This is a genomic window from Chryseobacterium sp. P1-3 (assembly GCF_000738495.1).
GTDB lineage: Bacteria > Bacteroidota > Bacteroidia > Flavobacteriales > Weeksellaceae > Chryseobacterium > Chryseobacterium gallinarum.
Genome location: NZ_JPEQ01000004.1, coordinates 752,394 through 766,318 on the forward strand (window position 1 = coordinate 752,394; position 13,925 = coordinate 766,318).

General features: G+C 35.5%; 11 protein-coding genes and 2 pseudogenes. 11 read left to right on the top strand and 2 right to left on the bottom strand.

The features are described 5' to 3' along the window. The first annotated feature begins 188 nt into the window (after nucleotides 1–188). From purB to HX13_RS06250, 9 genes and pseudogenes are all read left to right on the top strand, one after another. Nucleotides 189–1,617: pseudogene (purB, locus tag HX13_RS06210) on the top strand (adenylosuccinate lyase). Between the two features lie 44 nt (nucleotides 1,618–1,661). Next, nucleotides 1,662–1,871 carry a hypothetical protein gene (locus tag HX13_RS23600; RefSeq protein ID WP_238555084.1) on the top strand — a complete coding sequence of 70 codons (210 nt, stop codon included), beginning with the start codon at nucleotides 1,662–1,664 and terminating at the stop codon, nucleotides 1,869–1,871. Between the two features lie 25 nt (nucleotides 1,872–1,896). Then, nucleotides 1,897–2,559, top strand: coding sequence for a WG repeat-containing protein (locus HX13_RS23605; protein WP_050020353.1), 663 nt, complete (start codon nucleotides 1,897–1,899; stop codon nucleotides 2,557–2,559). Nucleotides 2,560–2,829: 270 nt separating this feature from the next. After that, nucleotides 2,830–3,807 (top strand): YhcG family protein, encoded by a 978-nt coding sequence (locus tag HX13_RS06225; protein WP_238555085.1) that lies wholly within the window; start codon nucleotides 2,830–2,832, stop codon nucleotides 3,805–3,807. Nucleotides 3,808–3,884: 77 nt separating this feature from the next. Then, a pseudogene (locus HX13_RS06230) lies at nucleotides 3,885–7,582 on the top strand (phosphoribosylformylglycinamidine synthase). 14 nt (nucleotides 7,583–7,596) lie between these two features. Further along, a complete protein-coding gene (locus tag HX13_RS06235; RefSeq protein ID WP_238555086.1) occupies nucleotides 7,597–7,977 on the top strand; it encodes a ribonuclease inhibitor in 381 nt (126 codons plus the stop codon). Between the two features lie 281 nt (nucleotides 7,978–8,258). After that, nucleotides 8,259–8,888 (top strand): SGNH/GDSL hydrolase family protein, encoded by a 630-nt coding sequence (locus tag HX13_RS06240; protein ID WP_128572213.1) that lies wholly within the window; start codon nucleotides 8,259–8,261, stop codon nucleotides 8,886–8,888. Nucleotides 8,889–9,233: 345 nt separating this feature from the next. Beyond that, nucleotides 9,234–10,634: a T9SS type A sorting domain-containing protein gene (locus HX13_RS06245; protein WP_157837416.1), complete on the top strand. Its 1,401-nt coding sequence runs from the start codon at nucleotides 9,234–9,236 to the stop codon at nucleotides 10,632–10,634. Between the two features lie 172 nt (nucleotides 10,635–10,806). Beyond that, nucleotides 10,807–11,265 carry a GyrI-like domain-containing protein gene (locus HX13_RS06250; protein WP_050020356.1) on the top strand — a complete coding sequence of 153 codons (459 nt, stop codon included), beginning with the start codon at nucleotides 10,807–10,809 and terminating at the stop codon, nucleotides 11,263–11,265. 120 nt (nucleotides 11,266–11,385) lie between these two features. On the opposite strand, the gene HX13_RS23610 is transcribed toward HX13_RS06250, so the two are convergent. Together HX13_RS23610 and HX13_RS25960 are read right to left on the bottom strand one after the other, a co-directional pair. After that, a complete protein-coding gene (locus tag HX13_RS23610) occupies nucleotides 11,386–11,595 on the bottom strand; it encodes a diacylglycerol kinase family protein (protein WP_238555087.1) in 210 nt (69 codons plus the stop codon). Next, nucleotides 11,549–11,743: a diacylglycerol kinase gene (locus HX13_RS25960; protein WP_316931245.1), complete on the bottom strand. Its 195-nt coding sequence runs from the start codon at nucleotides 11,741–11,743 to the stop codon at nucleotides 11,549–11,551. The genes HX13_RS23610 and HX13_RS25960 overlap by 47 nt, the downstream gene beginning before the upstream one ends. Before the next feature lie 191 nt (nucleotides 11,744–11,934). Between HX13_RS25960 and dnaN the strand changes: the two genes are divergently transcribed. Then, on the top strand, nucleotides 11,935–13,065 hold the full coding sequence (dnaN, locus tag HX13_RS06260) for a DNA polymerase III subunit beta (RefSeq protein WP_050020357.1): 1,131 nt from the start codon (nucleotides 11,935–11,937) through the stop codon (nucleotides 13,063–13,065). A gap of 120 nt (nucleotides 13,066–13,185) precedes the next feature. After that, entirely contained in the window at nucleotides 13,186–13,896 is a 711-nt protein-coding gene (locus tag HX13_RS06265) for a class I SAM-dependent methyltransferase (RefSeq protein ID WP_050020358.1), read from the top strand. The last annotated feature ends 29 nt before the right edge of the window (nucleotides 13,897–13,925 follow it).

Here is a 13,925-nt window from a genome sequence, read left to right on the forward strand (position 1 = left end):
CTCGATTTAATGTATAGCTCTTTTAATTTGCAGGGTTTGAAGATTGCCGATTGTATAATAATATTAAGATATAACGTTAAAATAGGACCGGGGGCAGGAAAATTTTTAGCATAAAAAATCATAAAAACAGAATTTTCATCTCTCACCGAAAAACCGTATTTTTGTACATCTAAAAAGTAAAAGAACGAATGAATTCCTACAAAAATCCATTGGAAGAGCGCTATTCCAGTGAAGAAATGTTGTTTAACTTCTCACATAATAACAAATTCCGTACCTGGAGAAAGCTTTGGATCGCTTTGGCTGAAATCGAAAAAGATTTAGGGCTGGAAATTACAGACGAACAGATTGCAGAGCTTAAAGCGAATGCTGAAAACATCGATTTTGATAAAGCAGCAGAATATGAAAAAAAAATTCCGTCATGATGTAATGGCTCACGTTCACACCTATGGAGATGTGGCGCCTTCAGCAAAAGGAATCATCCATTTGGGAGCTACTTCAGCTTTTGTAGGAGATAATACGGACTTAATTCAGATCCGTGACGGACTTTTAATCCTGAAGAAAAAGCTGGTAAACGTAATGAAAAACCTAGCAGATTTTGCAATTCAGTACAAAGACCTTCCGACTTTAGGATTTACTCACTTCCAGCCGGCTCAGTTAACAACAGTTGGAAAAAGGGCAACCCTTTGGTTACAGAGTTTGGTTCTTGACATCGAAGAATTGGATTTCTTCCTTGAAACCCTTCGTTTCAGAGGTGTAAAAGGAACTACAGGAACTGCTGCAAGTTTCCTGGAGCTTTTTAACGGAGATTATTCCAAAGTAAAACATTTAGATAAAGAACTTTCAAAAAGATTCGGATTCGAAAAAGTATTCGGAGTTTCAGGACAGACTTACGATAGAAAAATTGATGCTAAAGTAGTGGCTTTATTAGGAAATATTGCTCAATCTGCTCATAAATTCACCAACGATTTACGTTTGCTTCAGAATCTTAAGGAAATTGAAGAACCATTCGAGAAAAACCAGATCGGTTCATCGGCAATGGCATACAAGCGTAACCCGATGAGAAGTGAAAGAATCGGTGCATTGGCAAAATATGTAATGTCTCTTACAACAAGTTCTGCCATGGTAGCTTCTACCCAATGGTTCGAAAGAACATTGGATGACTCTGCGAACAAGAGATTAACCATTCCCCAGGCATTCTTAGCGGTGGATGCTATCTTATTGATCTGGAACAATATCCTGAACGGAATCGTAGTATATCCGAACAGAATCAACAAGCATATTGAAGAAGAACTTCCTTTCATGGCAACAGAATACATCATCATGGAAGAAGTGAAGGCGGGGGGAGACCGTCAGGAAATTCACGAAGTAATCAGAGTTCATTCTATGGAAGCTTCCAAGAAAGTAAAGGAAGAAGGAAAAGAAAATGACCTTATTGAAAGAATCTTAAATGATAACTCTTTAAAATTAGACAAATCAAAATTAAAAGAAGTTTTAGATCCGAAAAACTTTATCGGGTTCGCCCCGATTCAGACGGAGGAATTCATTAAGAATGAGGTACAACCGATTCTGGACCAGAATAAAGACTTAATAGGATTGGAAGCTGATCTTAAAGTATAAAATATATGCAGTCTTTTGGGCTGCATATTTTATTTAATCCAACCATGAAAAAGACGCTTCTATTCGTTGTAATGATTCCTGTACTTTCTTTTTCTCAGGGAAAAGATGTATTAAAGTATTTTATTTCCAAAGATAATTTAGTTGGAGTAAAAAATAAAAAGGGAGAAATCATTATTCCTGCACAGTTTATCAATCTTACCGGAATGAAAAATGGTGAATTGGTTAAAAGTGTAAATAATACAATTTTTTTTTGACTCTTCATTAGCTAACAAAAGTGAAGTGGAGAAAAATGCTTGGGGAGTTGTTTTTGATGAAAAGGGAAAGCTTCTTTATCAACCTTATTCTTATGATAATGGAGCGGATTATTTTTCCGAAGGTGTAAGAAGATTTGTTAAAAACGGTAAAATAGGTTTTGTAGATAGAAACGCAAAGACAGTTATAGAACCGGAACATGATTTCGTCTCACCGTTTAATTATGGCTATGCCTCTTTTTGCGATGGGTGTGACTGGGAGAAAACCAATGATGAGCACAAAGCAATTGTAGGTGGAAAATGGGGCGTGATGAATACCAGAGGGCAAACCGTTCAGCCGCTTGCAAAACAATCAGGGGAAGACATTGAGATTGATGGGAAATATTATCCATATCCGTTTTCCTACAGCGGGAAAGAAAAAAATATTCTTCAATTTTTTGAAAAACAGAATAAAAAGCTCTCAGATATTTATTATGTCAATGTTTATAACACATTTTCTGATGATGAAAAGAAACTGTTTTTTGAAATCGTAGAAAGACCTAAAGAAAATTTTCCATATTACCAGGTAAACACGTATGATTACAGGAAAAAAGATCTGGGTACACTGTATCGTTTTAAATTCCTGGTTTCAGAAGATGGTAAAACATTTTATGCCATTGAGGATTTTAACGAAAAAAAAAGTTCCTTTTGAAAACTGGCTGAAAGAAGAAATAAAAAATGCAGAAGACTTTCAGAAAGAGCATAAGGACAATCCGAATAAATTTATCAATAAATAATATAAATTGGAAATTCGGCAGTTCAAATTTGAAGAACATATGACTTATTCCTTTAAATTTGTAAAGAATAATAGTTGTAGGAAATTTTTGAAAAAGAATTTCCAATATACATGGGTTTAAAGAAAGAAACTTTAACCCAAAAAAGTAAAAAGAAAATATTAAAATCTGACATTTAATTTTTAATAATGTTACAGAATCAGGATCATCAACAATTAATTACCGATTTAAAAGAACTGGTTGATAAGACAAAAAGTCAGGTCGCCGTTCAGGTAAATTCGGCAATGGTGGTTTTGTACTGGAAAATTGGACAGAGAATAAATGAAGATGTTCTGGGGAATAAAAGGGCAGAGTATGGTAAAGAAGTAATTTTACAAATTGCTCAACATCTTACCGTAGAATTTGGAAGTTCCTTTTCTGAAAAAAATATTCGAAAAATGATGCAGTTTGCATCAGTCTTTAATAACTTTGAGATTGTCGCATCAGCGATGCGACAATTATCATGGACACATTTTTTACTTCTTATTCCCATTTCGGAAGATACTAAGAGAAACTTCTATCTCGAAGTTTGTAAAATTGAAAATTGGAGTGTCAGAACTTTGAAAGAAAAAATAAATTCTTTGCTTTTTGAACGTACTGCAATAAGTAAAAAGCCCGAAGAAATCATTAACAAGGAACTTAAAAATTGGTCTGAAAATAATATTTTAAATCCTGATCTGGTTTTTAAAGATCCTTATTTCCTTGATTTTTTAGAATTGAAAGACACTTTTTCTGAGAAAGATTTAGAAGAATCTATTATTGTGGAACTTCAAAAATTTATTTCTGAATTAGGAAGCGATTTTGCATTTCTTTCAAGGCAAAAAAGAATCACGATTGATAACAGAGATTATTACATAGATTTGCTTTTCTATCATAGAAAACTGAAATCTCTGGTTGTTATCGAACTGAAATTAGGAGAATTTGAGGCTGGCCATAAAGGACAAATGGAGCTGTATCTTTCCTATCTTAACAAATATGAAAAAGTAGAAGGGGAAAACCCACCGATTGGTTTAATTCTTTGCTCCGGAAAAAATACCGAACATATAGAACTGATGAATCTCGAAGGAGATAATATAAAAAATTGCAGAATATTTACTTATCTTACCTCCGGAAAGAATTTTGCTTGAAAAATTGAATCGTTCAATAGAGATAGCAAGAAATAAATTTGAATATAAATCTAATATTAAATAAAATCTGACATCTAATGTCTAATAACAAAAGAATTTTCGTAGAAAAAAGAGGAATTTTCGATGTTGAAAGTCCAAAAATTTTTGATGAAGTAAAAGCAGTTGTTCCGGCAATTCAAAGTGTGAAAGTCTACAATGTGTATGATATTTTTAACTTGAATGACGGGGAATTCGAAAAAGTAGTGAACAACACTTTCGTAGATCCTGTGACTGATATTTTACATACAGAAAACCCTGCAAAAAGCATCCACTTCGCAATGGAGTTCCTGCCTGGTCAGTACGATCAGAGAGCAGACTCTGCACAACAGTGTATCGCTTTATTAACAGAGAATGAAAAGTCAAAAGTAAGAAGTGGAAAGCTGATCGAATTTGAAGGAGTTACAGAAGCTGATTTGGTGAAAATCAAAGATCTTTTGATCAATAAAGTAGAATCTCAGGAAAAAGACTTATCCGTACTGGATATTCCTGCTGATGAAACCCCTTCAAAAGTAATTATCCACGAAAATTTCATCAATTTCAACGATGCTGAACTTGAAAATTTCTATAATAATCACGGTTTTGCATTAGGATTAGATGACCTGAAATTTATCCAGGAATATTTTAAAACTGAAGAAAGAAACCCTACAGAAACTGAACTGAAAGTATTAGATACTTACTGGAGCGATCACTGTCGTCACACGACTTTCGAAACAGAATTGTCAGACATTCAGTTTGAAGGAAAATTCAAACATACATTGGAAACTATTTTCAATGACTATATCGAAAAAAGAAAATTCTTAGGCCGTGAGCTGAAGCCAATCTCTTTAATGGACCTGGCAACAGTATGTGGTAAATATTTCCATAAAACAGGCAATCTGGATAACCTTGTGATTTCTGATGAGATCAACGCTTGTACCATCCAGATTGAAGCAGAATACGACGGTAAAAAAAGAACCTTGGTATTTATTATTCAAAAACGAAACACACAATCACCCAACGGAAATTGAACCCTTTGGCGGAGCATCAACGTGTTTAGGAGGTGCGATCAGGGATCCATTGTCCGGAAGATCTTTTGTATTTCAGGCCATGAGATTAACAGGGGCTGCAGATGTTTTAGAATCAGTAGATAAAACATTACCAGGGAAGTTACCTCAAAAAACAATCACGAAACAAGCTGCGAACGGATATTCATCTTACGGGAACCAGATTGGTCTTGCAACCACGATGGTTTCTGAAATCTATGATGAAGGTTACAAGGCAAAGAGAATGGAAGTTGGTTTCGTAACCGGAGCTGTTCCTGTAGATTGGGTAAGACGTGAAAAGCCGGCCAACGGTGATTCAATTATCATTTTAGGAGGTGCAACAGGCCGTGACGGAGTTGGAGGAGCAAGCGGAAGTTCAAAAGAACAGGACGAGACTTCTATCCATACCATGAGCTCAGAAGTTCAGAAAGGAAATGCCGTAGAAGAACGTAAAATCCAGAGACTGTTCAGAAACCCTGAACTGACAAGACTTATCAAAAAGTCAAACGATTTTGGTGCTGGAGGAGTTTCCGTAGCGATTGGTGAAATTGCAGACTCTTTAGAAGTAAATCTTGATGTATTACCATTAAAATATGAAGGATTAAACGGAACAGAACTGGCTATCTCCGAATCTCAGGAAAGAATGGCCGTTGTAGTAGATCCGAAAGACAAAGAAAAGTTTATCAAATTCTGTGAAGCTGAAAACATTGTAGCCGTAGAAGTAGCAAAAGTGACAGACTCAGGAAGAATGCAGATGTTCTGGAAAGGAGACAAAATTGTTGACCTTTCAAGAGCATTCCTTGATACCAACGGATGTTCAAAATCCCAGGAGGTAAAAATCAATCATCTTGAAGAAGTAAAAGCAGAAACTAAGGCATTCAACGAAGAAAACTTCCTGAATACTTTAAAAGATAAAAATGTAGCTTCCCAAAAAGGACTATTGGAAATGTTTGACTCTTCCGTAGGAGGAACAACTGTTGCGATGCCTTTAGGAGGAAAATATCAGCAAACCCTGATGGAAGGAAGTGTACAGACACTTCCGGTCTTAGGCGCAAAAGATATCAAAACGGTTTCCTTAGCAAGCTGGGGATTCGATGCTGAAATCTCAAAACAAAACTCATTATTGGGAGCATCTTACGCAGTAGTAGAAAGTGTGGCGAAGATTGTTGCCATGGGAGGTGATTATAAAAACATCAGATTAAGCTTCCAGGAATATTTTGAAAAACTTGGTCAGGCTCCTGAAAAATGGGGTAAACCTTTAGCTTCCCTCCTGGGTGCTTATGATGCACAGATCAACCTTGGATTAGCGGCAATCGGAGGTAAAGATTCCATGAGTGGTACTTATCAGGATCTGAATGTACCGCCAACGTTGATTTCTTTTGCATGTGCCAACGGTGAGAAACAAAATATCATTTCTCCTGAATTTAAAGCTGCAGGAAACAAAGTATATTTCTTCAACCATATCGCTCAGGAAAACGGTCTTCCGAACTATGATGCTTTAAAAGATATTTATGAATTCATCTTTGAAAACATCAAATCAGGAAAAATCGTTTCTGTAAAAACAGTAAAAGACGGTGGAGTAGCTGTAGCACTGGCAAAAATGAGTTTCGGAAACAGATTGGGAGCTGAAATCAATGCTGATGAAAAATTTTTGTTAGCTAAAAATATCGGTAGCCTGATCATCGAAGCTACGGAAGAACTAAGTAATGTATCTCTTCAATTAATAGGGGAAGTAAAAGATTCAGGGATCTTAAAGATCAATGGTCTTGAGTCTAGCATCTTGAATCTAGTGTCTGCTTATACAAGTACATTCGAAAACCTTTTCCCAACAGTAGAAAAAGAAAAGATAACAGTGGAAATTGATGAAAAATCAAACTCCATCAATCCAAGAAATATCATCATCAAAAAACACGGAATTGCACATCCTAAAGTATTTGCTCCGGTATTCCCGGGAACCAACTGCGAGTACGACACTTTAAATGCATTCCAGAAAGAAGGCGCTGTAGTAAGCAGCTTACCTTTAATCAATATCAGTCACCAATTGCTGGATGAAAGCATTGATGCATGGGTAGAAGAGATCAGAACTTCACAGATTCTTGCCTTCTCAGGAGGTTTCTCAGCAGGTGATGAGCCGGATGGTTCTGCGAAATTCATTGTCAACGTTTTTAAAGAACGACAAAATGAGAAATGCAGTTCATGAACTATTAGACAGAGACGGTATGATCATCGGGATCTGTAACGGTTTCCAGGCTTTGGTTAAATCAGGATTATTGCCTTACGGAAGAATCAAGGATCTGGATGAAAATTCTCCGACCCTGGCTCACAACGCTATCAGAAGACATATTTCTCAGATGGTAACGGTAAAGGTAGTGAATGACGAAAGCCCATGGTTAAAGGGAATGAAAGATCAGATTTTCACCATTCCGATTTCTCACGGAGAAGGACGTTTCATGGCTTCGGAAGAAGAAATCAAAAAGTTATATGAAAACGGGCAGATCGCAACGCAGTACATCGATTTTGATGGAAATATTGCTCACGGAATGCCGTTCAACCCGAACAATTCATTATTCGGAATTGAAGGAGTTACCAGCCCATGCGGAAAGATCTACGGAAGAATGGGACACCCGGAACGATTTACGGAAGGTCTTATGAGAAACATACCAACCGCGAATTATCACAACATATTCAAAAACGGTGTTGAATACTTCAAATAACAATACAAGAAAAAATGATCGTCATTCATGGCGGTCATTTTTCGTCTTTAGAGGGTTTTTACGAAGAAATTTCAAAGGTCTTAATGAAAGACACCGATTGGAAAGTAGGAACCTTAGATGGGTTTGATGATATCCTTTATGGAGGTTTTGGTATATTTGAAAGTCATGAGGAAATTGAGATCCTGTGGGAAGAGTCAGAAAAATCAAGAAAGGATTTAGGGCTCATAGCAACTAAAGAATTTTACGAAAATAAAATCAGGAAAGGTAAGCCTTTCAATATAGAATTGGTCCGGCAAAAGCTAAAGGATCTAACGGAAGGAAAAGGGCAAACATTATTTGAAATTCTGGTGGAAATTATCGAATCGCACAGGAATATTATCCTGAAATTAGATTGATGAATCATCAATACTCCTTAATTAAACCTTATAGGTTTCAAAAACCTATAAGGTTTGAAATACCACCAATTTATCCAATCAACTTGTTGATTCTATCTTAGTATCTAAAATCTAAAGAATCATCAACATAGAAATCTTAATGGTTTAAAATCTTATCAATACATCCTGTCATAAAAAATCTCTCGCAGATTAGGCTGATTTAGCAGATTTTTATCTTACTTTGAAAAATAATTAGAAGCTTTGGGTAAGAAGCAAAAATCAATAAACAAAGAATTAATTGAATGAAGAAAATAGTATATGGACTGTTCTTTGGAGACAGTATAACGTATGGAGAATATGATGGCGTTTTTGGAGGTTGGGTAGATATTTTAAAGAGATATGCCCTTCAGAAATTTCATGAAGGAAATGGGGATGAACTGATCTTATTCAATTTGGGAATCGGTGGAGAAACAACAGAAGGTTTATTGAAGCGGATGCCTGCAGAATTAAGTGCAAGAAATTCTGCAGACGGAAATCTGGTTTTCATAAGCTACGGAGCCAATGATCTGGCTATAAAAGACGGAGTACAGGTAGTAGATCCTGGAAAATTTAAAAATAATATCATCACTGCTGTTCAGCAGGCCAGACAATTTTCAAGCGATATTTACCTGGTAAGTATTCTTCCTGTTTCTAAAAATATTGATGGAGTAGTGACGGGCTCGGGAAAATTAAGGTCAAATGAAGAGGTGATTGCTTATAATGAAATTCTTAAAAGTATTGCTGCAGATTACTCTTTGGGGTATATTGATTTTTATTCAGCATTGATAAGGGATAAAGAAATTCTGCTTTCTGCAGATGGAGTCCATCCCAATGAAAAAGGATACGGAATGATGGCTGAAGTAGCCATACCCATTATTGAAAGATATATATAACGGTTCATTTTTTTATTACGAACCCGTGCAGAAATAACAAGTTGCATGGGGCTGTATTTTAAAATACTCAATAAGCGGCGGTCTCAAGAAGGACAATCTTTTTGTAAATATAAAAGATTATCTCACTTTTGGGACTGCTTCTATTAATTATAATAATTATAAGCTAAAAAGATTATTCATTAAAATAATTACCAAAACAATTGCTATTTCATAGAGGTTGTGTTTTTATATTCTATTTTATTGATATTTAGATTTATATTTTACATTATAAATAAATTTTTATTTAATTTTTTTCTTATTAGTAAAGAAGTGTTATTTTTAGGGTCAACTAATAAAATAATGATCATGAAAAAAACATTTTTATTTGTCTTGATGACATTTTTTATGTCGTGCGGTACTTTAAGTGCACAGCTTGACTATATTTTTATGCTGGATAATGGAGGTTCCCTGGATAAGTCCGAATATTTAGTGATGAGGCGTGGCGCTATTAAATTAATGGAACAGCTTATCGCCTGTAATCCTGAAAACAGGGTAGCAGTGGTACAATATGGGACTGGGGTATTTGATAATGACACAGGAGTGTATAAACCCTTAATTTATATAGAATCTGATTTTACCAATGATTTTTTTACAGCACAGAATTTTGAACGCCGGTTGGATTTCGGAGATTATTTTCAACAATCTATGGGCCTGGTGGGAGATGCCTTAGACGGAATTCCAAATCCTGATATTATAAGCCCCCAGAAAACATTGAATTCATTGCAGCAAACAAGGGTTGTTGTATTTACTGATGCAGAAAGAGCTTCAACTGGCCTTAATTCTTATCTTGTAAATCCTGCTTTTGCTGCCAATTATGGTTCTTATGAGGCATTTGCAAATGTGATGGATTTTAAAATTAACAGAGGGATAAGGTTTACGGTTATTCATGCTAATACAAACAATGATGCAATCCTGGCTGCCGCATCTATTGCCAGTCCTAACGGATCGTATACCGGGCCACTTGAAACTGTTGCCCAAGATCCAAGTAATGGTCATGCTAGGTCTTATTTTAATAGAACTAACGGATTTCATATGATGGCAGGAGAAACGAATTACTGGAAAGATTTAGCAGAAACCATATGTGTTTCTTCGGACAGAAATATAGATTTTCTTTATGAGCCAGGGCAATGTATACATGCTACTTCAGACCTTCAGGGATATTATCATCTTCCGGCTGGAATCACTTTGAAGGAGCTTAAATTGGACCTGATTAATTTGCAGACCGGCGCAGTATATCCAGTGAATGCTTATCCTGTGTTATCTGGAAACTTTTTTACTTTTAATTTTGTTACCTATAGCTTTGATGATGCATTGTCTGCTGGATCAACAGGTCCGCATAAATTCAGGCTGACGATGATTGACTCTTATGGGAATGTTGCTTATAGCTGGAACAAATACCCGTATTTTGACTTTGACATTGATATGAGCTGCCAGACACCGTTGAATGCAAGGTCTTCCGTGGAAGAAAAGTTTATCACACTAACCCCAAATCCTACCCATGGACTATTTAAAGCAATTCTGAACAAAGAAATTACATCAGGAACATTGGAAGTAAGCGATATGACCGGAAATACAGTTTTTAATAAAATAGTACGTGGAGAAAAAGAAATAGAAATAGACCTGACAGCTCGTAAAGAAGGAGTTTACATGGTAAGAGTAACAACTGATAAAAACGAAATATACTCAGAAAAAGTCATTAAAAAATAACAATAGGAAAAAGAGTCTGTCTCACTTTTGAGACAGACTCTTTTATTAAAATATATAAGTCCATTGGCTTAAGTCAAAACTTAAAACACAATTGCAGCAGATTTTTTTTTAGCTCCTGACATACCCTTGTCACAATTCCTCTATACCTTTGACATCCAACAAAAATAAAGAAATGATTAAAACGAAAATGGAGCCTTTCAAGGTAATTGGCATTACAGTAAGAACAACTAATGAAAACAATCAGGCAGCCAAAGATATTGAAGCATTATGGGAAAAATTCATCACTGAAAATATTCAGGGGAAGATACCCAACAAGGTAGACAATGAGGTTTACTCAATATACACAGATTATGAAAAAGATCATACAAAGCCATATACTACACTATTAGGATGTAAAGTAGAACATCTTGATCATATTCCGGAGGGAATGACCGGAAAATCTTTTGATGGTGGAGATTATATCAAATTTACAGCAAAAGGAGATCTGGCAGAAGGCCTGGTCATTAATGAATGGTTTAAAATATGGAGTATGGAACTGGGAAGAAGCTTCACGGCTGATTTTGAAATATATGGAGAAAAAGCGCAGGATGCATCAGATGCAGAAGTAGATATTTTTATTGCTGTCAAATAACATGCAGTGATGAAGCTGGAAGAGGGAAGTGTCTGAAGTCTGGGAAGATGGAAATATGCAACCTAAAATAAGATTTAGCAGGTTGCAGGTCAATAAATTTTCGGGTTTTCTTCTTCCGGTCTAAATAAAAATATATTTCCAGTATACAAGAATTCCGACGATTACTGAAACGATAGCCATAAGAACCACAGCTCCTGCAGCAATATCTTTAATAAAGCCTATTCGTTTATCGAAATCGGGTTGAATGATATCACAGATCCTTTCAATGGCGGTATTGAAAATTTCAGCACTTAATAACGGCAAAAGAAACAATGAGAATAAGGGCTGCATCGGTGCCGGAAAGCTGCAAATAAAAAATTAAAAACAGGTTGATGAAAAATGCCATCAGTTCAACCTGAAAATTCCGTTCTGTTTTTATCATCACAAAAACACCCCGGAAAGCATTGAGAAAGCTGATATGTACAGGTGGTTTTCGCATTTTTATTTTTTACAAAGATAAGCTTTGCACTTTTATAATGGCAGATTTGCTGTCATCTTTGGAAATAGAGGAGACAAAACGCAACGCCAAGCCAGTAAACGAATTAATGATCTTTGTTAAAAACTCCTCAAGATTATTTTTTTCTTTGTTATATCTATTTATTATATTTGTAGAAACTTATTTTTAAATCTATGAAATTTATTATTTCAAGTGGTGAACTGCAGAAGGCTTTGCAAACTGTAAGTGGCGTAATATCAAGCTCTCAATCGAGACCTATTTTAGAAAACTATCTTTTTGAATTAGACGGAAATAATGTTACCATTACAGCATCAGATGGCGAAACGACTCTTGTTACTTCTTTGGAGGTAAAGTCTGATGATACGGGTAAATTTGCTGTTCCTGCTAAAATTTTTCAGGATTTTATCAAGACGTATGGTGAGCAACCTTTAACATTTGTTGTAAAAGACAATGCTGAAGGAACCGGAAGCCAGCTTGAGATTTTAGACGAAAAAGATAATTTTGCGGTAGCATTGGACAATGCTGACGATTATCCGGAATTGCCGGAATTTGATGCTTCCCAAAGCGTAACAATGCCGGCGGGAGTTTTATCTGAGGCGCTTACCAATACCCTTTTTGCAACCAGTAACGACTCTCTTCGACCGGTAATGACAGGAGTACTATTCCAGTTTGGGGAAAACGAAACGAACTTCGTTTCTACAGATTCTCACAGATTGGTTGTTTATAAAAGGGCAGACCTGATGAATGCAGAGCCTATGGAATTCATCATGCCTAAAAAACCTTTAAACATTTTCAAAAATATTTTAGCAAGTTCGAACGAAGAGGTTAAAATCGACTTCAATGAAAACATGGCTAAATTTACATTTGATAAGCATATCTGGATCTGTAGACTGATCGATGGAAAATATCCTAACTATACCGCGGTGATTCCAAAAGAAAATCCAAATGTATTGACCATCAACAGAAATCTTTTGCTGGGGGCTATCAAAAGAGCGTCAATCATGTCTAATAAATCCACCAACCAGGTACGATTTAAACTTTCAGGGAATATCCTTCATCTTCACGCCGAAGATACCGAATATGCAAACAAGGCAGATATGCAGATACCTTGCGATTACAACGGAGAAGATATTAACATCGGTTTCAGCTCTAAGTTTTTAACTGAAATGCTGACCATACTGGGATCTGATGATATCACCATGAAAATGTCTCAGCCCAACAGGCCCGGAATCATTGAACCACTTGATGGTCTTGAAGACAACGAAAATATTTTAATGTTATCAATGCCGGTTATCGGATTGTAATTAAGAATAGAAAAACAGTAAAGCCGGAATTTTCCGGCTTTTACTGTTTATGGGAATTGTTTTACTCATTATTTCACAATATATTAGTGAAAAAATAATATTCTTGCATCCCACCGGTTTATGAAAAACATCTATGATCCCAATTATGTTAAAAAACTTTTCAATCATATGGCAGGATCATATGAAAGGATGAATTATATTACTTCTTTTGGTTTTTCTATCAGATGGCGAAAACAGTTTTTAAAAAAATTAGGAAATTCTAATAATGATTTAAAAGTTATTGATTTACTTTCAGGTCTGGGAGAAAACTGGGTTTATTTACATAAGAATTTTCCTAATGCTCAATTTTCTGCTCTTGACTTTTCTGAAAAAATGGTTGATAACTCCAGAAATAAAGCAAAAAAGATTTTCCAGGGAAATCTGCATCTGATTTGTGAAAATATTCTTCATCATCATCTTCCGTCAGACTATTATGATATTGTTTCTTGTGCCTATGGATTAAAAACATTTAATGCAGAACAACTTGAAATATTAGCAAAAGAAATAACAAGAATTCTTAAAAAAGATGGAAAATTTAGTTTCGTAGAAGTATCCAGACCTGAAAATAAATGGATTTACTTTTTTTATAAATTCTATTTGGGTAAAGTGATCCCTGTTCTGGGAAAACTATTTTTGGGTGATCCTGATGACTATAAAATGCTTTGGGTTTATACGGAGCAATTTCAAAATAGCCGATCTGTAAAGGATATTTTTGAAAAGAATGGCCTGATAGTATCCTATGACAGATATTTTCTGGGGTGCGCATCCGGGATCAGCGGATGGAAAGAATAAATGAAAATCCTAAACTTGTTCTTCAATCT